At 71.3% G+C, this 20,962-nt stretch carries 23 protein-coding genes; 18 read left to right on the forward strand and 5 right to left on the reverse strand.

Translation table 11 applies throughout. The annotated features are described in order from the left end of the window. Positions 1-29 precede the first annotated feature (29 nt). From OG2516_RS04605 to ribD, 9 genes are all read left to right on the forward strand, one after another. Entirely contained in the window at positions 30-764 is a 735-nt protein-coding gene (locus tag OG2516_RS04605) for a glutamine amidotransferase (RefSeq protein WP_007254458.1), read from the forward strand. Continuing rightward, positions 761-1,690 carry an EamA family transporter gene (locus OG2516_RS04610; protein ID WP_040614975.1) on the forward strand — a complete coding sequence of 310 codons (930 nt, stop codon included), beginning with the start codon at positions 761-763 and terminating at the stop codon, positions 1,688-1,690. Before OG2516_RS04605 ends, OG2516_RS04610 begins: the two co-directional genes overlap by 4 nt. A gap of 16 nt (positions 1,691-1,706) precedes the next feature. After that, positions 1,707-3,659 carry a DNA primase gene (dnaG, locus tag OG2516_RS04615; RefSeq protein WP_040614976.1) on the forward strand — a complete coding sequence of 651 codons (1,953 nt, stop codon included), beginning with the start codon at positions 1,707-1,709 and terminating at the stop codon, positions 3,657-3,659. A 111-nt stretch (positions 3,660-3,770) separates the two neighbouring features. Further along, positions 3,771-5,744, forward strand: a complete 1,974-nt coding sequence (gene rpoD, locus OG2516_RS04620; protein ID WP_007254461.1) for an RNA polymerase sigma factor RpoD — start codon at positions 3,771-3,773, stop codon at positions 5,742-5,744. 3 nt (positions 5,745-5,747) lie between these two features. After that, positions 5,748-6,029, forward strand: a complete 282-nt coding sequence (locus tag OG2516_RS04625) for an HlyU family transcriptional regulator (protein ID WP_007254462.1) — start codon at positions 5,748-5,750, stop codon at positions 6,027-6,029. A gap of 68 nt (positions 6,030-6,097) precedes the next feature. Next, positions 6,098-7,516, forward strand: coding sequence for a DNA recombination protein RmuC (locus OG2516_RS04630; protein WP_007254463.1), 1,419 nt, complete (start codon positions 6,098-6,100; stop codon positions 7,514-7,516). A 6-nt stretch (positions 7,517-7,522) separates the two neighbouring features. After that, positions 7,523-7,936 carry a secondary thiamine-phosphate synthase enzyme YjbQ gene (locus OG2516_RS04635; RefSeq protein WP_007254464.1) on the forward strand — a complete coding sequence of 138 codons (414 nt, stop codon included), beginning with the start codon at positions 7,523-7,525 and terminating at the stop codon, positions 7,934-7,936. 139 nt (positions 7,937-8,075) lie between these two features. After that, positions 8,076-8,546 carry a transcriptional regulator NrdR gene (nrdR, locus tag OG2516_RS04640; protein ID WP_007254465.1) on the forward strand — a complete coding sequence of 157 codons (471 nt, stop codon included), beginning with the start codon at positions 8,076-8,078 and terminating at the stop codon, positions 8,544-8,546. Then, complete coding sequence (gene ribD / locus OG2516_RS04645) at positions 8,543-9,631, forward strand: bifunctional diaminohydroxyphosphoribosylaminopyrimidine deaminase/5-amino-6-(5-phosphoribosylamino)uracil reductase RibD (protein WP_007254466.1); 1,089 nt, start codon at positions 8,543-8,545, stop codon at positions 9,629-9,631. Before nrdR ends, ribD begins: the two co-directional genes overlap by 4 nt. Positions 9,632-9,723: 92 nt before the next feature. Here ribD and OG2516_RS19455 read toward each other — a convergent pair whose 3' ends face one another. The 4 genes from OG2516_RS19455 to OG2516_RS04660 form a co-directional block, all read right to left on the reverse strand. Next, on the reverse strand, positions 9,724-9,819 hold the full coding sequence (locus OG2516_RS19455; RefSeq protein WP_007254467.1) for a DUF2474 family protein: 96 nt from the start codon (positions 9,817-9,819) through the stop codon (positions 9,724-9,726). After that, complete coding sequence (cydB, locus tag OG2516_RS04650; protein ID WP_007254468.1) at positions 9,819-10,844, reverse strand: cytochrome d ubiquinol oxidase subunit II; 1,026 nt, start codon at positions 10,842-10,844, stop codon at positions 9,819-9,821. Before cydB ends, OG2516_RS19455 begins: the two co-directional genes overlap by 1 nt. Before the next feature lies 1 nt (position 10,845). Then, the gene (locus OG2516_RS04655; protein ID WP_007254469.1) at positions 10,846-12,285 is read right to left on the reverse strand and encodes a cytochrome ubiquinol oxidase subunit I; all 1,440 of its coding nucleotides are present in this window, start codon (positions 12,283-12,285) and stop codon (positions 10,846-10,848) included. 104 nt (positions 12,286-12,389) lie between these two features. Continuing rightward, complete coding sequence (locus tag OG2516_RS04660) at positions 12,390-12,842, reverse strand: GNAT family N-acetyltransferase (RefSeq protein WP_007254470.1); 453 nt, start codon at positions 12,840-12,842, stop codon at positions 12,390-12,392. A 145-nt stretch (positions 12,843-12,987) separates the two neighbouring features. Between OG2516_RS04660 and purF the strand changes: the two genes are divergently transcribed. The 8 genes from purF (at position 12,988) to OG2516_RS04700 (ending at position 19,756) form a co-directional block, all read left to right on the forward strand. Continuing rightward, complete coding sequence (purF, locus tag OG2516_RS04665; RefSeq protein ID WP_007254471.1) at positions 12,988-14,469, forward strand: amidophosphoribosyltransferase; 1,482 nt, start codon at positions 12,988-12,990, stop codon at positions 14,467-14,469. Positions 14,470-14,620: 151 nt separating this feature from the next. Further along, positions 14,621-14,881 (forward strand): hypothetical protein, encoded by a 261-nt coding sequence (locus OG2516_RS04670; protein ID WP_007254472.1) that lies wholly within the window; start codon positions 14,621-14,623, stop codon positions 14,879-14,881. A 73-nt stretch (positions 14,882-14,954) separates the two neighbouring features. Beyond that, positions 14,955-15,521 carry a hypothetical protein gene (locus OG2516_RS04675; RefSeq protein ID WP_007254473.1) on the forward strand — a complete coding sequence of 189 codons (567 nt, stop codon included), beginning with the start codon at positions 14,955-14,957 and terminating at the stop codon, positions 15,519-15,521. A gap of 31 nt (positions 15,522-15,552) precedes the next feature. Then, the gene (locus tag OG2516_RS04680) at positions 15,553-16,194 is read left to right on the forward strand and encodes an SDR family NAD(P)-dependent oxidoreductase (protein WP_007254474.1); all 642 of its coding nucleotides are present in this window, start codon (positions 15,553-15,555) and stop codon (positions 16,192-16,194) included. A gap of 133 nt (positions 16,195-16,327) precedes the next feature. Then, positions 16,328-17,113: a 5'/3'-nucleotidase SurE gene (gene surE, locus OG2516_RS04685; RefSeq protein WP_007254475.1), complete on the forward strand. Its 786-nt coding sequence runs from the start codon at positions 16,328-16,330 to the stop codon at positions 17,111-17,113. Further along, positions 17,110-17,757: a protein-L-isoaspartate(D-aspartate) O-methyltransferase gene (locus OG2516_RS04690; protein WP_007254476.1), complete on the forward strand. Its 648-nt coding sequence runs from the start codon at positions 17,110-17,112 to the stop codon at positions 17,755-17,757. Before surE ends, OG2516_RS04690 begins: the two co-directional genes overlap by 4 nt. Positions 17,758-17,837: 80 nt before the next feature. Beyond that, a complete protein-coding gene (locus OG2516_RS04695; RefSeq protein WP_007254477.1) occupies positions 17,838-19,046 on the forward strand; it encodes a peptidoglycan DD-metalloendopeptidase family protein in 1,209 nt (402 codons plus the stop codon). A gap of 83 nt (positions 19,047-19,129) precedes the next feature. Continuing rightward, positions 19,130-19,756, forward strand: coding sequence for a thiamine phosphate synthase (locus OG2516_RS04700; protein WP_007254478.1), 627 nt, complete (start codon positions 19,130-19,132; stop codon positions 19,754-19,756). On the opposite strand, the gene hisI is transcribed toward OG2516_RS04700, so the two are convergent. Then, complete coding sequence (gene hisI / locus OG2516_RS04705; protein WP_007254479.1) at positions 19,753-20,106, reverse strand: phosphoribosyl-AMP cyclohydrolase; 354 nt, start codon at positions 20,104-20,106, stop codon at positions 19,753-19,755. The genes OG2516_RS04700 and hisI overlap by 4 nt on opposite strands. Positions 20,107-20,175: 69 nt before the next feature. Here hisI and OG2516_RS04710 point away from each other — a divergent pair, with 69 nt between their 5' ends. Then, a complete protein-coding gene (locus OG2516_RS04710; protein WP_007254480.1) occupies positions 20,176-20,631 on the forward strand; it encodes an iron-sulfur cluster assembly scaffold protein in 456 nt (151 codons plus the stop codon). Positions 20,632-20,962: the final 331 nt, after the last annotated feature.

The raw sequence follows: 20,962 nt of genomic DNA on the forward strand, positions 1-20,962 counted from the left end.
TCGGCGCGGGCGCAGGCTAGCCATGCCCGATGAAGCCGTTCCTGATCCTGCAGCTGCGCCCCGAGACCGAGGCCGCCGACGACGAGTTCGCGGCGCTGCTCGACAAGGGCGGGATCGCGCCGGAACGCGCGGTCCGGGTGCGGCTCGAGCGCGAGGCGCTGCCCGCGGGGCTGGACCTCGCCGAGACCGCCGGGGTGATCGTCGGCGGCGGGCCGGGCTGCGTCAGCGACCCGCCCGCCGCCAAGAGCCCGGAGGAGGCCCGCATCGAGGCCGCCTGCCTGGGCCTGATACCCGAGATCCTCGCGCGCGATCATCCCTACCTGGGCTGCTGCTACGGCATCGGCATCCTCGCCCACGCCATGGGCGGCACCGTCGCCAAGGGCCGCTACGGCGAGCCCGTCGGCGCCGTCACCTGCGAGGTCACCGAGGAGGGGCGGCGCGATCCGCTGCTCGCGGGGCTGCCGGAGCGCTTCGACGCCTTCGTCGGCCACAAGGAGGCGGTCGAGGTGCTGCCCGAGGGCGCGGTGGCGCTGCTCGGCTCGGCCCCCTGCCCCTACCAGATGATCCGCGCCGGGCGGAACGTCTACGCCACGCAGTTCCACCCCGAGGCCGACGCGGCGGTGTTCGAGACCCGCATCCGCGTCTACCGCGACCGCGGCTACTTCCCGCCCGGGGAGGCCGACGCCCTCGTCGCCATGTGCCGCGCCGCCGAGGTGGAGGTGCCCCAGCGCATCCTGCGCCGCTTCGTGGAGCGCTACGGGTGAGGGCACCGGCGGCGACGGGGCCGGCGGCGGGCATCCTGTGGATGATCCTGTCGGGGCTCAACTTCGTGGCCGTCACGGCGCTGGTGAAGCACGTGGGCAGCAGCGTGCCGGCGGCGGAATCGGCCTTCATCCGCTACCTGCTCGGCCTCGTGTTCCTGCTGCCGATGATCCGCCCGATCCTCGCCGCGCGCCTCACCCGGCGGCAGGTGGCGATGTTCGCCCTGCGCGGCGCGCTGCAGGCGGCGGGGGTGATCCTGTGGTTCTACTCGATGACGCAGATCACCATCGCCGAGGTGACCGCGCTCAACTACATGAACCCTGTCTTCGTCACCCTCGGCGCGGCGCTGATCCTGGGCGAGGCGCTGCCGCCGCGCCGGCTGGTGGCGGTGCTGATCGCGCTGGCGGGGGCGATGGTGATCCTGCGGCCGGGCATCCGCGAGATCGAGACGGGCCACCTGACCATGATCCTCACCGCGCTGATGTTCGCCGCCGCCTACATGGTGGTGAAGGTGCTCTCGGGCGAGGTCGGCGCGGTGGTGATCGTGGGGATGCTGTCGATCATGACGCCGATCTTCCTCGCGCCCTTCGCCTTCGCCGTCTGGGTGACGCCGAGCCTCGCCGAAGTCGGCTGGCTGTTCCTCGTGGCCTGCTTCGCCACCGCCGGGCACTACGCGATGACCCGCGCCTTCGCCGCCGCGCCGCTGACGGTGACGCAGCCGGCGACGTTCCTGCAGCTGATCTGGGCGGTGGCGGTGGGCATGGTGTTCTTCGGCGAGCCGATCGACGGGATGGTGGTGCTCGGCGCGGCGCTGATCCTCGCGGCGGTGACCTACATCACCTGGCGCGAGAGCCGCGCGCGGCGGCGGGCGGCCGCCGAGGCCGGCCGGCCTGCCGTGGCGGCCGCGGTGGACTCTGCGGCGCGCTGACCGGATACTCCGGCGCATGAGTCTGCCCCCCGGTTTCCTCGATGAATTGCGCTCGCGCCTGAGCCTCGGCCAGGTCGTCGGGCGCAAGGTGATGTGGGACAACCGCAAGTCCAACCAGGCCAAGGGCGATCTCTGGGCCCCCTGCCCGTTCCACCAGGAGAAGACCGCCAGCTTCCACGTCGACGACCGCAAGGGCTATTATTACTGCTTCGGCTGCCACGCCAAGGGCGACGCCATCTCCTTCGTGCGCGAAACGGAGAACGTGGAGTTCATGGAGGCGATCCGCATCCTCGCCGGCGAGGCGGGGCTGCAAATCCCCGAGAGCGATCCGCGTGCGCAGAAGGTCGCCGACCGGCGCGCCGAGCTCGTCGAGGTGATGGAGCAGGCGGTGCGCTTCTACCGGATGCAGCTCAAGACCGGCGCCGCCGCCGAGGCGCGGGCCTACCTCGCCGGGCGCGGGCTCGACGAGGCGGCGCAGGGGCGCTGGGAGATCGGCTTCGCGCCGCCGGGCTGGCAGACGCTGGGCGACCACCTGCGCGGCCAGGGCGTGCCCGACAAGGCGCTGCTCGCCGCCGGGCTGGTGCGCGCCTCCGACAAGGGCCGCGCGCCCTACGACACCTTCCGCAACCGCATCCTGTTCCCGATCCGCGACCCGCGCGGGCGCGCCATCGCCTTCGGCGGGCGCGCGATGGACCCGGACGACAACGCCAAGTATCTGAACTCGCCCGAGACCCCGCTGTTCGACAAGTCGCGCACCCTGTTCAACCACGGCCCCGCCCGCGAGGCCGCCGGCAAGGGCGCGCCGCTGATCGTGGCCGAGGGCTACATGGACGTGATCGCGCTCGCCGAGCACGGCTTCGGCGCCGCCGTCGCGCCGCTCGGCACCGCCGTGACCGAGGCGCAGCTCGCCCACCTGTGGCGCATTGCCGACGAGCCGATCATCGCGCTCGACGGCGACACCGCCGGCCAGCGCGCCGCGCTGCGGGTGGTCGAGCTGGCGCTGCCGCTGCTGACGGCGGGCAAGTCGCTGCGCTTCGTGCTGCTGCCCGAGGGCCAGGACCCGGACGACCTGCTGCGCGCCAAGGGCCCGGCGGCGATGGCGGGGCTGCTGGAGGAGGCGCAGCCGCTGATCCGGCTGCTCTGGCAGGCGGCGACGGAGGGGCGCACCTTCGACAGCCCCGAGCGCAAGGCGGCGCTCGACAAGGCGCTCGCCGACAAGACCGCGCTGATCCGCGACCAGGGCCTGCGCCGGCACTACGACGACGAGCTGCGGCAGCTGAAGTGGGAGCTGTTCCGCCCGCCGGCGCGCAAGAAGGCCGGCGGCGGGATGGCCTTCAAGGGCAAGAACGCCCCGGCCCAAGCGCGCGCCGGCACCCGCGCCTCGATGCTGGCGACGGGGACGCTCAGCGAGGACCACCTGCGCGAGGCAGTGATCCTCGCGGTGCTGATCTGCAACCCGGCGGTGCTGCACGACTTTCTCGGCGAGCTCGAGGGGCTGCACTTCACCGATCGCACCCACGGGGCGCTGGCGCACGCGCTGCTCATCGCACCGCCCGACGCCGACCTGCGCCCCTACCTCGCCGAGCGGCTGGGGCCGGGCGCCCTTGAAAAACTGTTCGCCGACACCCACGTGGCGCTGACACCCGCCGTGCGCCGTCCGGGCGAGGACGCGGCGCGGATGTGCCTGGCCGAAGAACTTGCCAAGCTGAACGCGCGGCGCGGTCATCGGCGCGAGATTGCCGAGGCCGAGGAAGACCTCTCCGCCGGCCTCGCCGACGAGCACGTCACCGCCCGCCTCGCCCAGTCGAGCGCCGCGATGGACAGGGCGGGCCGCGCCCAGACCGGCGAAGACCGGACGGAATACGAGGTCGGCGCGAACGGGGCGCCGATCAACCGACGGGAGAGGGCGGCGCTCGACGAGTTTCTCGCGGGGCTGCGTTTGGAAAAAGGTTCCGGGGGCACTACCTGATCCGCCGGTGCAACGATATGGGATATTGCTGAGGGAGAGGTTGCGAATCACCCGATTCGGTAGTTGATTCGACAGCTAGCCTCTTCCCGCCGCGACACTCGAGGAGCGTACATGGCCGCCAAAGACACCGACGAGCGCAAGGAAGACGAGCAGGACGGCGCGATGTCTCTCGACATGAGCCAGACCGCCGTCAAGAAGATGATCGCCGATGCGCGCGAGCGCGGCTACATCACCTACGACCAGCTCAATTCCGTCCTTCCGCCCGACCAGGTGTCCTCCGACCAGATCGAGGACGTGATGTCGATGCTCTCCGAGATGGGCATCCAGGTCACCGAGGAGGAGGAGAGCGAAGAGACCGAGGAGACGAAGTCGACCGACCTCGTCACCACCGGCGGCAGCCGGGACGTCGCCGTCTCCTCCGGCGAGACGGAGAAGCTCGACCGCACCGACGATCCGGTCCGGATGTACCTGCGCGAGATGGGCTCGGTCGAGCTGCTGAGCCGCGAGGGCGAGATCGCCATCGCCAAGCGCATCGAGGCCGGCCGCAACACGATGATCCTCGGGCTCTGCGAGAGCCCCCTGACCTTCCAGGCGATCACCATCTGGCGCGACGAACTTCTCAACGAAGACATCCTGCTGCGCGACGTGATCGACCTCGAGGCCACCTTCGGCAACCAGCTCGAGGAAGAGGGCGACACGCCCGTCGTCGAGCCCGGCGCCGCCGACGGCGCGAAGAAGGAAGAGGGCCCCGAGCTCGACGCCGACGGCAATCCGATCGCCAAGGACGACGACGAGGACGAGGACGACGCGGCCAACATGTCGCTCGCCGCGATGGAGGCCGCGCTCAAGCCGCGCGTGCTCGAGACGCTCGACACCATCGCCGCCGACTTCGGCAACCTCAGCGAGATGCAGGACGCCCGCATCTCCGCCCAGCTCAACGAGGACAGCTCGTTCACCGAGAAGGACGAGGAGACCTACCAGAAGCTGCGCGGGGAGATCGTCGAGCTCGTCAACTCGCTGCACCTGCACAACAACCGCATCGAGGCGCTGATCGACCAGCTCTACGGCATCAACCGCCGCATCATGTCGATCGACTCCTCGATGGTGAAGCTGGCCGACCAGGCCCGCATCAACCGCCGCGAGTTCATCGACGCCTATCGCGGCTACGAGCTCGACCCGACCTGGCTCGACCGCATGGGCCAGAACCCGGGCCGCGCCTGGCAGGCCTTCATCGAGCGCTCCACCGGCAAGGTCGAGGAGCTGCGCGCCGAGATGGCCCAGGTCGGCCAGTATGTCGGCGTCGACATCTCCGAGTTCCGCCGCATCGTCCAGCAGGTCCAGAAGGGCGAGAAGGAAGCCCGGCAGGCCAAGAAGGAGATGGTCGAGGCCAACCTCCGGCTCGTCATCTCGATCGCCAAGAAGTACACGAACCGCGGCCTGCAATTCCTTGATCTCATTCAGGAAGGCAACATCGGCCTGATGAAGGCCGTCGACAAGTTCGAGTACCGCCGCGGCTACAAGTTCTCGACCTACGCCACCTGGTGGATCCGCCAGGCGATCACCCGTTCGATCGCCGACCAGGCCCGCACCATCCGCATCCCGGTGCACATGATCGAGACGATCAACAAGCTGGTGCGCACCGGCCGCCAGATGCTGCACGAGATCGGTCGCGAGCCGACGCCCGAGGAGCTGGCCGAGAAGCTGCAGATGCCGCTCGAGAAGGTCCGCAAGGTGATGAAGATCGCCAAGGAGCCGATCTCCCTCGAGACGCCCATCGGCGACGAGGAGGACAGCCAGCTCGGCGACTTCATCGAGGACAAGAACGCGGTCCTGCCGCTGGATTCGGCCATTCAGGAGAACCTGAAGGAGACGACCACCCGCGTGCTCGCCTCCCTCACCCCGCGCGAGGAGCGGGTGCTGCGGATGCGCTTCGGCATCGGCATGAACACTGACCACACGCTCGAGGAAGTGGGCCAGCAATTCTCCGTCACCCGCGAGCGCATCCGCCAGATCGAGGCGAAGGCGCTGCGCAAGCTCAAGCACCCGAGCCGCTCGCGCAAGCTGCGCTCGTTCCTGGATCAATAAGCGATGTCTCTGTTCTCCAAGCTCTTCGGCGGCGCCTCCGGCCGCGCCAAGACCCCGGAAGCGGAGCCCGAGGAATACAAGGGCTTCGCGATCCACCCCGCCCCGATCGAGGAGAGCGGCCGATGGCGCGTCGCCGCGCGGATCGAGAAGCAGGTCGACGGCGAGGACAAGGTGCACCAGCTGATCCGCGCCGACACGCTCGACAGCCGCGACGCGGCGACGGAAGCGTCGGTCAACAAGGCCAAGCAGATGATCGACGAGCAGGGCGAGCGCCTGTTCGGTTGACGCGCGGGGGTGAGTTGACACCCCGTTGACGGGCGAACATCCTCCGCGGTGCACCGGAAGGATGATGTATGCTGGCTGACGAGTTCACCCTGTTGGCAGGCGCCGCGGCGCTCCTGCTCCTGTTACTGATCTACAGCGTCGCGAGCCTGCGCTCGGCCAAGGCCGCCCTGCGGGACATGCGCGACGAACTCGGCGAGGCGCGCCGCCTGCACCGGGAGGCCGAGCAGGCCTGCGGCACCGCGCGCAGCACCGGCGCCGCCCTCGAGGAGGCCGTCCGGCGGCTGGAAGCCGAGATGGAGGCACAGCGCACGGCGCAGAAGGACCAGCAGGCGAAGCACGCGGACTTGCAGGAGAAGCACGCCGCCCTCCAGAGCGCGCACGCCGCTTTGCAGGCCGACAGCGACGGCAAGCTCGCCTCGGCCCGGGAGCGGATCGAGGAGCTCAAGTCGCTGCGCGAGGAGATGGCCAAGAAGTTTGAGGACCTCGCCGCCGCCACCCTGCGCAAGACGGGCAGCGAGTTCTCCGCCACCCACCAGGAGAAGCTGAGCGAGCTGCTCAAGCCGTTCCGCGAGCATGTGAGCCGCTTCGAGGTGGAGCTGCGCGAGGTGCATCGCAGCGCCGACAAGGAGCGCGCCCAGCTCAGCCAGCAGGTCCGCGACCTGACGATCCAGTCCGAGACGGTGCGCTCCGAGGCGGCGGCGCTGACCCGGGCGCTGAAGGGCGACAAGCAGAAGCAGGGCGCGTGGGGCGAGATGATCCTCGAGCGCATCCTCGAGGCCTCGGGCCTCGAGCGCGACGTGCATTACATGGTCCAGCAGCAGCGCACCGGCGAGGATGGCGCGCGCTACCGGCCCGACGTGGTCGTCCAGCTGCCGCGCAAGAAGTGCCTCATCATCGACTCCAAGGTCAGCCTCGTCAGCTACGAGGCGGCGGTGAACGCCGAGACCGAGGAGGAGCGCGCCGAGCACCTGAAGGCGCACGCCGCCGCCGTGCGCCGGCACGTCACCCAGCTCGCCGACAAGGCCTATTACGCGCTCGAGGACACGGCCGTCGATTACGTGCTGATGTTCATGCCGATCGAGGGCGCGCTTGCCGCCGCGCTGAACGAGGCGCCCGACCTCGCCAGCTTCGCGGTCTCGCGCCACATCGGGCTGATGACCCCGACGACGCTCATGGTCACCCTGCGCACCGTCGAGCACATCTGGACCGTCGAGCGCCGCGAGAGCAACGCCGAGGACATCGCCAAGCGCGCCGGTCGGCTCTACGACAAGCTCGCCAACTTCGTGGGCGACCTCACCAAGGTCGGCGACGCGCTCGGCAAGGCGAGCCAGGCCCACGAGGAGGCCCTGAAGAAGCTCACGCACGGCCGCGGCAACGCGATCTCGCAGGTCGAGACGCTCAAGCAGATGGGGGCGCGGGCCACGAAGAGCATCGCCATCGACTACGACGCCGACGACGAGCCGGCGCGCCTGCCCGCCGCGGAGTAGCCGCCGATGCAGACCACCCTCGCCCTCCAGACCCGTGGCCCGGGCCTCTACGAGTTCACCGACGACGCCGCCGCCGCGATCTCCGACGCCCGCGGCGAGGCGCTGCTGACCCTGTTCGTGCGCCACACCTCGTGCTCGCTGCTGATCCAGGAAAACGCCGACCCGGACGTGCAGCGCGACCTGCTGGCCTGGCTGTCGCGCCACGTGCCCGACGCCGACGCACCCGAGATGCGCTACCTCACCCACCGCGCCGAGGGCCCGGACGACATGCCGGCCCACATCAAGGCGTCGATCCTGCCGGTGAGCTTGCAGATCCCTGTCCGCGACGGGCGGATGCTGCTCGGAACGTGGCAGGGACTCTACCTTTTCGAACATCGCGCCGCCCCGCACCGGCGGCAGGTGGTGCTCCACCTCGGCTGAGCCGCCGCGCGCCGGATGCCACAGTGCGACTCCAGATGTGGGGGCGCTGCGATTGTCGGTTCCAAATGCTGCGGTGGTTCCTATAGTCTTGGCCTAGAAGAGGGCAGAGCCCCAAGAGGCAGACGAAGAGGGGAAGCGCATGCGCTGTCCGTTTTGTGGCAACGTCGACACCCAGGTGAAGGATTCGCGTCCCGCGGAAGATCACGTCGCCATCCGCAGGCGCCGTTTCTGCCCGGCCTGCGGCGGCCGCTTCACCACCTACGAGCGGGTGCAGCTGCGCGATCTCGTCGTCATCAAGTCCAACGGGCGCCGCGAGGACTTCGACCGCGACAAGCTCGAGCGTTCGGTGCGGATCTCGATGCAGAAGCGCCCCGTCGAGCCGGAGCGGGTCGACCAGATGATCTCCGGCATCGTGCGCCGGCTCGAGAGCATGGGCGAGACCGACATCCCCTCCAAGGTGATCGGCGAGATCGTCATGGAGAGCCTCGCGCGGATCGACACCGTCGCCTACGTGCGCTTCGCCAGTGTCTACAAGAACTTCCAGGCCGCCGACGATTTCGACCGCTTCGTCGCCGAGCTGCGCCCCGCCACCCAGCCGTCGGACCCGTGAACGAGGCCGACGGCCGGTTCATGGCGCTCGCCCTCGGCCTCGGCCGGCAGGGGCTCGGCCGGACCTGGCCCAACCCGTCGGTGGGCTGCGTGCTGGTGCGCGACGGCCGCATCCTCGCCCGCGCCCGCACCGCCGACGGCGGCCGCCCCCATGCCGAGATGCGCGCGCTGGCGGCTGCCGACCCGCGCGGGGCGACGGCCTACGTCACCCTCGAACCCTGCGCCCACGTCGGCGAGACGCCGGCCTGCGCGTCGGAGCTGGCGCGCGCCGGCGTGGCGCGGGTGGTGATCGGGTGCGCCGACGCCGACGCCCGCACCGCCGGGCAAGGCGTCGCGATCCTGCGCGCGGCGGGGGTCGCGGTGACCACCGGGGTGCGCGAGGCGGAGGCGCGCGCGCTCCATGCCGGCTTCCTGTCGCGCGTCGAGCGCGGCCGCCCTGCCCTCACCCTCAAGCTCGCCGCCAGCCTCGACGGGCGCATCGCGACCGCTACCGGCGAGAGCCAGTGGATCACCGGCACCGAGGCCCGCCGCCACGTCCACGCCCTGCGCGCGCGCCACGACGCGGTGATGGTCGGCGCGGGGACGGCGCGGGCCGACGACCCGGCGCTCACCGTGCGCGGCCTCGGCATCGCCCGCCAGCCGGTCCGGGTCGTGGTCTCGCGCCGCCTCGACCTGCCGCGCGACGGCCGCCTCGCCGCCACCGCTCGCGACGTGCCGCTCTGGCTGTGCCACGGCCCCGACGCCGCCGCCGCCAGCCGCGCCGCCTGGGAGGCGGCCGGCGCGCGGCTCCTGCCCTGCGCGGTCGACCACGGCCAGCTCGCCCCCGAGTCGGTGCTCGCCGCGCTCGGCGCGGCCGGGCTCACCAGCGTGTTCTGCGAGGGCGGCGGCGGCCTCGCCGCGTCCCTGCTGGCCGCCGACCTGGTCGACGAGCTCGTCGCCTACAGCGCCGGCCTGGTGCTCGGCGCCGAGGGCCTGCCGATGGTCGGCGCGATGGGCGTCGACGCCCTCGCCGCCGCCCCCCGCTTCCACCTAGCCGAGACGACCCCCATCGGCGGCGACCTCCTTCACCGCTGGCGCCGCGACTAGAGCGCCCCCTCCCCTTCATCTGGCCGGAAATATGCCGGGGGAGCGCGAGGGGGCAGCGCCCCCTCGCTCCGCCGCCCGCCACACGGCCGCCCTCAGAGGATCATCAGCCGGATCCCGTAGGCCACCACCGCAAGCAGGCCCACCGACGCGGCCCAGATCGCGACGAACCAGAGCAGCCGCTTGCCCATCAGTGATACCCCTCGTCCGGGTCGAGCTTGCCGCGGAAGATCCAGTAGGCGTAGGCGGTGTAGGCGAGAATGATCGGGATCAGCACCGCCGCGCCGACCAGCATGAACGTCTGGCTCGAGGCCGGGCTCGCCGCCTCGTAGAGGGTCACCTCCCCCGGCACCACGTCGGGCCACATGGAGATACCGAGTCCGATGAAGCAGAGCAGGAACAGCGCCAGCGCCAGCACGAAGGGCACCCAGTCGCGGCCGTGGGTGGCGAGCGAGCGCGCCAGGCCGAAGGTGATCGCCGCCACCGCCACCGGCACCGGCGCGACGTAGAGGATGCCGGGCCAGCCGAGCCAGCGCTCGAAGTAGGCGGCCTCGAGGAACGGCGTGGCGACGCTCACCGCGACGATGCCGGCGACGGTGGCGACGCCGAAGACCCAGGCCAGGTGGCGCGCGCGCTCCTGGATCTCGCCCTCGGTCTTGAGGTTCAGCCAGCAGGCGCCTAGCAGCGCGTAGCCCGCCACCACCGCCACCCCGGTGAGCAGCGAGAACGGCGTCAGCCAGTCCCACCAGCTCCCCGCATAGGCGCGGCCCTCGACCTCGATTCCCTGGAGCAGCGCCCCGAGGATGATCCCCTGGGAGAGCGCGGCGAGCGTCGAGCCGGCGATGAAGGCCGCGTCCCAGAGAATTTCGCCCCGCCGCGTCTCGGTGCGCCAGCGGAATTCGAAGGCCACCCCGCGGAAGATCAGCGACAGCAGCATCGCGATGATCGGCGGGTAGAGCGCCGGCAGGATGATCGCGTAGGCCAACGGGAAGGCCGCGAACAGCCCGCCGCCGCCGAGCACCAGCCAGGTCTCGTTGCCGTCCCAGACCGGCGCCACCGTGTTCATCATCAGGTCACGGTCGCGCTTCTTAGGAAACAGCGGGTAGAGGATGCCGAGGCCGAGGTCGAAGCCGTCGAGCACCACGTAGACGTAGACCGCGAAGGCCAAGAGCAGCGCCCAGGTCAGGGTGAGGTCGATCGAGATCGCGTCGGTCATGTCAGGTCTCCTGCCGCCGGTCGGGGCCGACATGCGAGCGGCGGATCTGCTGCTGGGGCGTGACGCCCGCGGTGCGCACCGGGCCGGGCTCGCCGCGCGCGCCGGTCTCGCCCACCTCGGGCGCGTGCGACATCAGCCGCAGGATGTAGAGCACCCCCGCGCCGAAGACGCAGAAGTAGATGACGACGAACGCGATCAGCGATGCCCCCACCGCCTGCGCGTCGATCGGCGAGACCGCCTCGGCGGTGCGCATCGCGCCGTAGACCACGTAGGGCTGCCGTCCGGCCTCGGTGGTGATCCAGCCCGCGATGACCGCGACCAGCCCCGACGGGCCCATCAGCAGCGCCGCCCGGTGCAGCCAGCGCGCCTCGTAGAGCCGTGCGCGCCAGCGCGCCCAGAGCCCCCAGAGGCCGACGCCGAGCATCAGCATCCCGATGCCCACCATCACCCGGAAGGTCCAGAACACCAGCGCCACGGGGGGCTCGTCCTCGGCGGCGACGGTGTCGAGCCCCGGCAGCGATCCGTTCCAGCCCTGCTCGAGGATCAGCCCGCCCACGCGCGGGATCTCGAGGCCGTAGCGCATCTCGCCCGCCTCCTGGTCGGGCCAGCCGAACAGCACCAGCGGCACGCCGTCGTCGTGGCTCTCGAAGTGGCCCTCCATCGCCATGATCTTGACCGGCTGGTGCTCGAGCGTGTTGAGCCCGTGCTCGTGGCCGAGCACGATCTGCAGCGGCGCGGTGACGGCGATCATCCACATCGCCATCGAGAACATCGTGCGCACGCCGCGATTGTCGCCGCGCCCCCGCAGCAGGTGCCATGCCCCGACCCCGCCGACGATGAAGGCGGTGGTCAGGTAGGCGGCGGTGAGCGTGTGGGCGAGGCGGTAGGGGAACGACGGGTTGAAGATGATCGCCCACCAATCCTCGGGGACGAACTGGCCGACATCGTTGATCCCGTAGCCCTGCGGCGTGTGCATCCAGCTGTTGACCGACAGGATCCACGTCGCCGAGATCGCCGTGCCCACGGCCACCATCGCGGTGGCGAACATGTGCAGCCCCGGCCCCACCTTCTGGCGGCCGAACAGCATGATCCCGAGGAAGCCCGCCTCGAGGAAGAAGGCGGTCAGCACCTCGTAGGCCATCAGCGGCCCCAGCACCGGCCCGGTCCGGTCGGAGAAGACCGACCAGTTGGTGCCGAACTGGTAGGACATCACGATCCCCGACACGACGCCCATGGCGAAGGCGATGGCGAAGATCTTCACCCAGAAGCGGAACAGGCGGAGATAGGCCTCGTCCTTCGTGAAGAGGAACATCGCGTTGAGCACGGCGAGGTAACTCGCCAGCCCGATCGAGAAGGCCGGGAAGATGAAGTGGAACGCGACGGTGAAGGCGAACTGCAACCGTGCCAGCACCAGCGCGTCGAGACCGAGGAAGGTGTCCATCAGCGGGCCCCGCGTGCGTGTGATCGTTATCATCGAACTTATGCCCGTCCGCCGGGGCGACCATGCGACACCTGTGCACCCGGGCGAGGCGAGGTGTCGCAGGGTCAGCCGTCGTCGAAGGCCCCGTCCCAGGCGAAGCCGACGATCCCCCGCTCCTCGCCGCCGAGGGACCGGTAGAGCGCCAGCGCCGCCGCGTTGTCCGGCTCGGTGCCGAGCCACGCACCCTCGCAGCCGATCTCGCGGCCCCGCTCGATCAGCGCCCATGTCACCGCCCGCGCCAGCCCGCGCCGGGTCCAGCCGTCGCGGGTGCCGACCTCGTTGACGAACAGCGCGGGCGGCTTGTCGGGGTGCAGCAGCACGGTACCGCTGGCGAAGGAGAGGATGTCGCCGCCGGCCTCGGCCACGACGATCTCGCAGAGCGGGCTGTCGAGGAACGCCCGCGCCTGCCGGGGATCGACCGGCGCATCGAAGAGTCCGGGCCGCACCGCGAGCAACGTCTCCACGTCGTCCGGCCCCAGCCGCCGCAGCGTCACCCCGTCCGGCAGATCGTCTTGCATGGTCGCGCTCCCCTGCCGGTCACAAGAGCCGAGCCCGCCGCGCCGGGCAAGTCCACTGCCGCGTGGACACCGCGCCCGAGGCGGCTTATGGGGAGCGCGAAGAGCGACTGACGGACCCTGGAGCCGACTGCCCTTGCCCAGCAAAATGCCCCCCGCCCACCCGTTCGACTTCGGCGCGATCGATGACGACGAGGGCGACACGCTGCACGAGGAGTGCGGCGTCTTCGGTGTCATCGGCGTGACCGATGCCGCCAACTTCGTCGCCCTGGGGCTGCACGCGCTGCAGCATCGCGGGCAGGAGGCGGGCGGCATCGTCACCCACGCGCCCGACGTCGGCTTCCAGTCGGTGCGCCGCTTCGGCTACGTGCGCGACAACTTCACCGATCCCGAGACGATGGCGATGCTGCCCGGCCAGCTCGGCATCGGCCATGTCCGCTATTCCACCGCCGGCTCGAAGGGGCAGACGGCGATCCGCGACGTGCAGCCCTTCTTCGGCGAGTTCGCCATGGGCGGCGCGGCGATCGCGCACAACGGCAACATCACCAACGCCAACGCCCTGCGCCGCGAGCTGATCGAGCGCGGCTCGATCTTCCAGAGCTCGTCGGACAGCGAATGCATCATCCACCTGATGGCGCGCTCGCTGCAGAAGACCATCCCCGACCGCATGGAAGACGCGCTGCGCCGCGTCGAGGGCGCCTTCTCCATCGTCGCGATGACCCGCACCAAGCTGATCGGCGTGCGCGACCCGCTGGGCGTGCGCCCGCTCGTGCTCGGCCGCATCGGCGACGGCTGGGCGCTGTCGTCGGAGACCTGCGCGCTCGACATCATCGGTGCCGAGTTCATCCGCGAGATCGAGCCCGGCGAGATGATCGTCATTACCGACAAGGGCATCGAGAGCACCTACCCGTTCCGCCCCAAGCGGCCGCGCTTCTGCATCTTCGAGCACGTCTACTTCTCGCGCCCCGATTCGATCCTCGGCGGCCGCTCCGTCTACGAGACCCGCGAGGCGATCGGGCGCGAACTGGCCAAGGAGGCGCCGGTGGAGGCCGACCTCGTCTGCCCGGTGCCCGACAGCGGCACCCCGGCGGCGATCGGCTTCTCGCTGGAGAGCGGCATCCCCTACGCGATGGGCATCATCCGCAACCAGTACATGGGCCGGACCTTCATCGAGCCGACCGAGCAGATCCGCAACATGGGCGTGCGCCTCAAGCTCAACGTCAACCGCGCCCTGATCCGCGGCAAGCGGGTGATCCTCGTCGACGACAGCGTCGTGCGCGGCACCACCAGCCGCAAGATCAAGGAGATGATCCTCGACGCCGGCGCCCGCGAGGTCCACTTCCGCATCGCCTCGCCGCCGACGGCCTGGCCCTGTTTCTACGGGGTCGACACGCCGCAGCGCGAGAAGCTGCTGGCGGCGACGATGTCGGAGGAGGAGATGCGCGACCACCTGCAGGTCGATTCGCTGCGCTTCATCTCGCTCGACGGCCTCTACCGCGCCGTCGGCGAGTCCCGGGGCCGCGACGCTTCCGCGCCGCAATATTGCGACGCCTGCTTCTCTGGGGAATACCCGGTCGAGCCCGCCGACATGGTCGAGCAGGGATTCCGGCCGAAAACGGCGGCGGAATAGCGTCACGTCGCCGCATCGCACGGAACCGGAGCCCGTCCGCGCAGCTTTCCGCTAGGAGATCGGCGAGCCGCCGCGCAGCTTCGCGCCGCCCCTTCCCAGACGGCATCGGAAGGCGCATATCGCGGTCCGCCACCAGCAATCGGACGACGCCATGAACGAAGAGACCAACGAGACGGTCGCTGAAGCCGCGACCGAGACCGGCGCGATCGACACCGGCGACACGGTGGTCATCGGCCTGATCGACCGCCCCGACGGCCCGCGCGCCATGCTGCGCTACCCCGACGGCGAGATCGACACCGTCGCCCCGGGCGACCTGACCCGCACCGGGCGCATCATCGCCATCGACACCGAGCAGGTAATCGTAGCCGACTCGCGCGGCCAGCAAACTCTGACGATGCCCACGACGGGCTGAGCGGGGGCGGGCTGACAGCCCGCCCGCCTGCCGCTAGGGTCCGCGCCATGACGCGCCCCGCTTCCGCACAGCCATGAGCCGCCCCGGCTTCGAGAACGTCTTCGTCCTCAATACCGGACGCTGCGGCTCCACCACCCTCGCCCGGGCCTGCGCCCATCTGACCAGCCACGGGGCGGGGCACGAGACCCGCACCCACCTCACCGGCCCCGACCGGCTCGCCTACCCGAGTCCGCATATCGAGGCCGACAACCGGCTGTCGTGGTTCCTCGGCCGGCTCGACGAGACCTGGGGCGACCGCGCCGCCTACGTCCACCTCACCCGCGACCCGGAGGCCGTGGCGCGGAGCTTCGTCGCCCGCCCCAATCCCGGCATCCTGCGCGCCTACCGCACCGGCATCCTGCTCGGCGCCGGCTGGAAGGCCCCGGCGCCCGATCCGCTGGTCCTCGCGCGCGACTACGTCGACACGGTCACCGCCAACATCCGCCACTTCCTGCGCGACAAGAGCCGGGTGATGGAGCTGCGCCTGGAGACGCTGGAGGACGACCTGCCCCGCTTCCTCGACTGGATCGGCGCCACGGGCGACCTCGCGGCGGCGCGCGCCGAGATCGCCCACCGCCACAACGCGACGCCCGAGGCTTGACCCTGCCCGACCCGCGCGCCAAGAGGCGGCCATGACGAAGATCGCCCTCATCACCGGCGCCTCGCGCGGCCTCGGCGCCGCCCTCGCCGTCGCGCTCGCGCCGAGCCACCACGTCGTCGCCTGCGCCCGCACCACCGGCGCGCTCGAGGAGGTGGACGACCGCGTCCGCGCCGCCGGGGGCGAGGCGTCGCTGGCGCCCATGGACGTCACCACCGACGCCGCCATGCAGCAGCTCTGCCGCTCGATCTTCGACCGCTGGCGCCGGCTCGACCTGTGGATTCACAGCGCCATCCACGTCCCGCCGCTCGCGCCCGCCGATCACATCGCCGAGAAGGACTTCGCCCGCGCCGTCGCGGTCAACGTCTCCGCCACCGCGCGGCTGATCCCCTACGTCGCGCCGCTTCTGGGCGAGAGCGGCCACGCCGTCTTCCTCGACGACCCGCGCGCCGGCGAGCCGTTCTTCGGCGCCTACGGGGCCACCAAGGGCGCGCAGATCGCCCTGGCGCGCAGCTGGGCGGCGGAGTCGGTGCGCACCGGCCCGCGCGTGTCGATCCTCGCGCCGCGCCCGATGGCCACCGCCACCCGCGCCCGCTTCTTCCCCGGCGAAGACCGCGACGCGCTCGCCTATCCCGACAGCGAAGCCGCGCGGCTGCTGCCCGAGATCCTCGGCTGAACCGGGCCGGCCGGCTTCATCTGGCCAAAAATATGCACGGCCGCACCTCTCCGTTCGCGCGCGAGGCGGCAGCCGCACAGCGCCTTGCCGCCCTGCACCGCCTCGCATAGGAAGGGCAAAAGGCAGGTTCTTCATGCGCATCCTCATCACCAACGACGACGGGATCAACGCGCCCGGGCTCGAGGTTCTCACCCGCATCGCCGAGGCCGTCGCCGGTCCGGGGGGCGAAGTCTGGACCGTGGCCCCGGCCTTCGAGCAGTCCGGCGTCGGGCACTGCATCTCCTACGTCCACCCCACGATGATCGCCGAGCTCGGCCCGCGCCGCTTCGCCGCCGAGGGCTCGCCGGCCGATTGCGTGCTCGCCGGGCTCTACGACGTCTGCGTCGACGCGCAGCCCGACCTGGTGCTGTCGGGCGTCAACCGGGGCAACAACGCCGCCGAGAACGTGCTCTATTCCGGCACCATCGGCGGCGCGCTCGAGGCGGCGCTGCAGGGGCTGCCGGCGATCGCGCTGAGCCAGTATTTCGGCCCCGCCAACGCCCGCCTCGCCGACCCGTTCGAAGCCGCCGCCGCGCACGGCACCGAGATCGTGCAGCGGCTGCTGGCGGACGCGCCCTGGGACGACGACGCCTACCGGCTGTTCTACAACGTCAACTTCCCGCCCTGCCCCGCCGCCGACGTCAAGGGCGTGCGCGCCGCGCCGCAGGGGATGCGGCGGGGCACGCGCCACAGCGTCGAGGCGCAGACCGCGCCCTCCGGGCGGCGCTTCCTGTGGGTGCGCGGCGGCGACCAGCAGGCCGACCCGGGCGCCGGCAGCGACGCGGCGGTCAACCTCGAGGGCTACGTCTCGGTGACGCCGATGCGCGCCGACCTGACCGCGCACGACGCGCTGTCGCGGCTGGAGGACGCTTTGGGGTGAGCGAGGACGCCGACGCCGAGCGCAAGATGCAGTTCATGTTCGCGCTCCGCTCGCGCGGCGTCACCGACGCGCGGGTACTGCACGCGATGGAGGCGATCGACCGGCAGCGCTTCGTCACCGGCCTCTTCGCCGCGCGCGCCTACGAGGACATGCCCCTGCCCATCGGCTGCGGCCAGACCATCAGCCAGCCCTCGGTGGTCGGGCTGATGACCCAGGCGCTCGAGCTCAGCCCGCGCGACAAGGTGCTCGAGGTCGGCACCGGCTCGGGCTACCAGGCCGCGATCCTGTCCCAGCTCGCCCGACGCATCTACACCGTCGATCGCCACCGCCGCCTCGTGCGCGAGGCGCAGGCGCTGTTCGACGAGCTCGGCCTCGTCAACATCACCGCGATGACCGCCGACGGCAGCCACGGCCTGCCCGAGCAGGCGCCGTTCGACCGTATCATCGTCACCGCGGCCGCCGAAGACCCGCCGGGCCCCCTATTGGCGCAATTGCGCGTCGGGGGTATCATGGTGGTGCCGGTGGGGCAGTCGGACACGGTCCAGAGCCTCATCCGGGTGCGGCGCACCGAGGCCGGGTTCGAGTACGACGAGCTGCGCGCGGTGCGCTTCGTCCCCCTCGTGGAGGGGATCGGGCAGGAGTAACCGGGCCGGCGGCGCGCGCGGGCCCGACACGGAAGCGAGACGCTCCAGGCGAAGGGGCGCGGGACTTGAGGACGAGACGGATGACGGCGACGCGATTTTCCCTGCGCACGACGATTCTGACCGGCGCGACCCTGACGCTGCTGGCGGCTTGCGCCGACGGCGGGCTCGATCCGGACCTGCGCGGCCTCGGCAACGGCTTCGACACCTCGGAGGCCTCGCGCAACCTGCCCACCCGCCCCGAGCCGGACGCGCGCGGCGTGATCACCTACCCCAACAACCAGGTCGTGCTCGCCCGCCGCGGCGAGACCGTCGCCGCCATCGCCGCCCGCCTCGGGCTCGATGCCGACACGCTCGCGCGCTTCAACGGGATCGACCCGAACGCGCCGCTGCGCCGCGACGAGCTGATCGCCCTGCCGAGCCGCGTCCCGGCCGGGACCGGCACCCTCGCCGCGCCGGGCACCGTCAGCGTCACCGAACTCGCCTCCGCCGCCATCGATCGCGCCGAGGGCACCGCCACGCCCGCCGCGGCCCCCGCGCCCGCAGCCGCGGCCCCCGCCGCGGCCGAGCCGGTGCGCCACACGGTGCGCCGCGGCGAGACGGCCTATTCCATCGCGCGGCTCTACGGCGTGCCGGTGCGCGGAATCGCCGACTGGAACGGTCTCGGCCCCGACCTCGCGGTGCGCGAGGGCCAGCAGCTGATGATCCCGCAGGCCGGCGGCACCGCGCCCGCGCCGGCGGCGGCCGCCAGCGACACGATCCAGACCACCACCATTCCCGGCACCGGCAGCCCCACCCCGCTGCCGCCGTCCGCCTCCGAGCCGCTCCCCGATGAGGACCCGCAGCCCGTCGCCGCCGCCGCCGCCGAGGCCGACGGCACCCCCGCGCCGCCCGCTCCGGCCGCGCCCGACATCGGCGAACGCACCGCCAGCAGCGACAGCGACGCCCGCCTCGCCTACCCGGTCAGCGGCCCGATCATCCGCGCCTACAGCCGCGGCCGCAACGAGGGCATCGACATCGGCGCCGCGCCCGGCACCGCCGTCAAGGCCGCCGCCGCGGGCAGCGTCGCCGCGATCACCGAGGACACGTCGGGCAACTCCATCGTCGTGGTGCGCCACGACGGCAACCTGCTCACGGTCTACGTCAACCTCGCCGACGTCGCCGTCGCCAAGGACCAGGCCGTCAGCGCCGGCCAGACGCTCGCACGCGTGCCGGAGGGCGATCCGTCGTACCTGCATTTCGAGGTGCGCCAAGGGCTGCAGAGCGTCGACCCGACCGACTTCCTGCCCTGACCCGCGCCGGGCGCCGCGCCGCGATGGCCAAGGCCCGGCAAGCCTGCTAGGACGGCGCGAGCACGCCAACCGGACCCGAACCCATGACCGACGCTTCCGGGGACATCCCGCAGATCTACCTGATTTCGCCGCCGGATTTCGACCTCTCCGGCTTCCCCGACCGGCTCGCCGCCTGTCTCGACCGGGTCCCCGTCGGCTGCGTCCGGCTGGCGCTGGCGAGCCACGACGAGGACCGCATCTGCCGCGCCGCCGACGCGCTGCGCGAGGTGACCCACGCCCGCGACGTGGCGCTCGTCATCGACAACCACGCGCTGCTCGTCGAGCGGCTCGGCCTCGACGGGGTCCACCTCACCGACGGCGCCCGCTCGGTGCGCACCATGCGCAAGAGCCTGGACGCCGACGCCATCGTCGGCGCCTTCTGCGCCACCTCGCGCCACGACGGCATGAGCGCCGCCGAGGCGGGGGCCGATTATGTCAGCTTCGGCCCCGTCGGCGGCATGACGCTCGGCGATGGCCGGCGGGCGGAGCTGGACACGTTCCAGTGGTGGTCGGAGATGATCGAGGTGCCCGTCGTTGCCGAGGGCGCGCTCGACGCGGAGCTGGTCCGCAGCCTCGCGCCGCATACCGACTTCCTCGGCCTCGGCGAGGAGATCTGGCGCACCGACGACCCGGCAGAGACCCTCGCCGGGCTCGTCGCGGCGCTCCGCTAAAGCGCCTCCGTCTCCACTTCCTCGCCATCGCGCACGGCGCGGTAGAAACAGGTGCGCCGCCCGGTGTGGCAGGCCGCGCCGGTCTGGCGCACCAGCAGCAGCAGCGCGTCCTCGTCGCAATCGAAGCGCATCTCGACCAGCTCCTGCACGTGGCCCGACGTGTCGCCCTTGCGCCAGAAGGCCTGCCGCGAGCGCGACCAGTAGACGACCCGCCCCTCCGCCAGCGTACGGGCCACGGCCTCGGCATTCATCCAGGCGAGCATCAGCACCTCGCCGGTCTCCGCCTCCTGGGCGATGGCCGGGATCAGGCCGTCGGCGTTGTAACGAAGCCGTGCGGGATCGAAGGCCATGTCCGCGCTCCTTTGCCTTGTTGGGAATTCGCTCCTATCTAGGGGAGCACGCCAGCGGGAGTCCATGCGATGAGCGACGAATCCGATCTGATCAAGCTCTACTCGGGCCGGATCCTGGCGCTTGCCGCCGACATGCCCCGCACCGACCGCCTCGCCGCGCCCACCGCGACGGCGCGCAAGCGCTCCCCGCTCTGCGGCTCGACGGTGACGGTGGACCTGCTGGTCGAGGACGGGGTGATCGCGGATTACGGGCAGGACGTGAAGGCCTGCGCGCTCGGTCAGGCCTCGGCGGCGGTCGTCGGCGCGCACGTGGTGGGCCTGAGCGAGCCGGAGGTGCGCCGGGCGCGCGACGAGCTGATGGCGATGCTCAAGGACGGCGGCCCCGTGCCCGGCGCGCCGTTCGACGGCTTCGAGGTGCTCGAGCCCGCGCGGGACTACAAGAACCGCCACGCCTCGATCATGCTCGCGCTCGAAGCCACCCTCTCCGCGCTGGAAGAGGCGAAGGTGTCGGCCGAGGCCCCCTGACCCCGTAGGCCGGGCCGCAGCGAAGAGCTTGCGGGCGCGATTGCCCTGCTCGTTGTTGAAGGCGGTGCCATCGACGAAATCGGTCATATGGTTTCCTTTGTTATTTGGTTGCGACTTTCGCCGCCTCGCGAATATGCAGTTTTCGGCCTGATTCGGCCCTCCGATCTCGGAATGCCAGTCATGCGCCGGGCGCATAGCCCCCGCTGAACTTCCGCCACATATAGGCGGCAGACGCCCGGACGGGTGGCCATGTAGGGGCCGTCGGGAAAGGTTCAAGGTTCTGCCATCTTCCGGACACATTCCTCCCGAATAGAGCCGGCCGCCTTTACGA

Origin of the sequence: Oceanicola granulosus HTCC2516 (genome assembly GCF_000153305.1) — a bacterium.
GTDB classification, from domain to species: domain Bacteria; phylum Pseudomonadota; class Alphaproteobacteria; order Rhodobacterales; family Rhodobacteraceae; genus Oceanicola; species Oceanicola granulosus.

What these genes read in the sequence shown, in the direction of transcription:
- OG2516_RS04710 (WP_007254480.1), top strand. Translation starts at nt 20,176, where the DNA reads ATGAGCGACGAATCCGATCTGATCAAGCTCTACTCGGGCCGGATCCTG.
- OG2516_RS04695 (WP_007254477.1), top strand. Translation starts at nt 17,838, where the DNA reads ATGACGGCGACGCGATTTTCCCTGCGCACGACGATTCTGACCGGCGCG.
- rpoD (WP_007254461.1), top strand. Translation starts at nt 3,771, where the DNA reads ATGGCCGCCAAAGACACCGACGAGCGCAAGGAAGACGAGCAGGACGGC.
- nrdR (WP_007254465.1), top strand. Translation starts at nt 8,076, where the DNA reads ATGCGCTGTCCGTTTTGTGGCAACGTCGACACCCAGGTGAAGGATTCG.
- OG2516_RS04605 (WP_007254458.1), top strand. Translation starts at nt 30, where the DNA reads ATGAAGCCGTTCCTGATCCTGCAGCTGCGCCCCGAGACCGAGGCCGCC.
- OG2516_RS04670 (WP_007254472.1), top strand. Translation starts at nt 14,621, where the DNA reads ATGAACGAAGAGACCAACGAGACGGTCGCTGAAGCCGCGACCGAGACC.
- OG2516_RS04630 (WP_007254463.1), top strand. Translation starts at nt 6,098, where the DNA reads ATGCTGGCTGACGAGTTCACCCTGTTGGCAGGCGCCGCGGCGCTCCTG.
- surE (WP_007254475.1), top strand. Translation starts at nt 16,328, where the DNA reads ATGCGCATCCTCATCACCAACGACGACGGGATCAACGCGCCCGGGCTC.
- OG2516_RS19455 (WP_007254467.1), bottom strand. Translation starts at nt 9,819, where the DNA reads ATGGGCAAGCGGCTGCTCTGGTTCGTCGCGATCTGGGCCGCGTCGGTG.
- OG2516_RS04680 (WP_007254474.1), top strand. Translation starts at nt 15,553, where the DNA reads ATGACGAAGATCGCCCTCATCACCGGCGCCTCGCGCGGCCTCGGCGCC.
- OG2516_RS04625 (WP_007254462.1), top strand. Translation starts at nt 5,748, where the DNA reads ATGTCTCTGTTCTCCAAGCTCTTCGGCGGCGCCTCCGGCCGCGCCAAG.
- cydB (WP_007254468.1), bottom strand. Translation starts at nt 10,844, where the DNA reads ATGACCGACGCGATCTCGATCGACCTCACCCTGACCTGGGCGCTGCTC.
- OG2516_RS04660 (WP_007254470.1), bottom strand. Translation starts at nt 12,842, where the DNA reads ATGCAAGACGATCTGCCGGACGGGGTGACGCTGCGGCGGCTGGGGCCG.
- OG2516_RS04635 (WP_007254464.1), top strand. Translation starts at nt 7,523, where the DNA reads ATGCAGACCACCCTCGCCCTCCAGACCCGTGGCCCGGGCCTCTACGAG.
- purF (WP_007254471.1), top strand. Translation starts at nt 12,988, where the DNA reads ATGCCCCCCGCCCACCCGTTCGACTTCGGCGCGATCGATGACGACGAG.
- OG2516_RS04675 (WP_007254473.1), top strand. Translation starts at nt 14,955, where the DNA reads ATGAGCCGCCCCGGCTTCGAGAACGTCTTCGTCCTCAATACCGGACGC.
- OG2516_RS04655 (WP_007254469.1), bottom strand. Translation starts at nt 12,285, where the DNA reads ATGGACACCTTCCTCGGTCTCGACGCGCTGGTGCTGGCACGGTTGCAG.
- OG2516_RS04700 (WP_007254478.1), top strand. Translation starts at nt 19,130, where the DNA reads ATGACCGACGCTTCCGGGGACATCCCGCAGATCTACCTGATTTCGCCG.
- dnaG (WP_040614976.1), top strand. Translation starts at nt 1,707, where the DNA reads ATGAGTCTGCCCCCCGGTTTCCTCGATGAATTGCGCTCGCGCCTGAGC.
- hisI (WP_007254479.1), bottom strand. Translation starts at nt 20,106, where the DNA reads ATGGCCTTCGATCCCGCACGGCTTCGTTACAACGCCGACGGCCTGATC.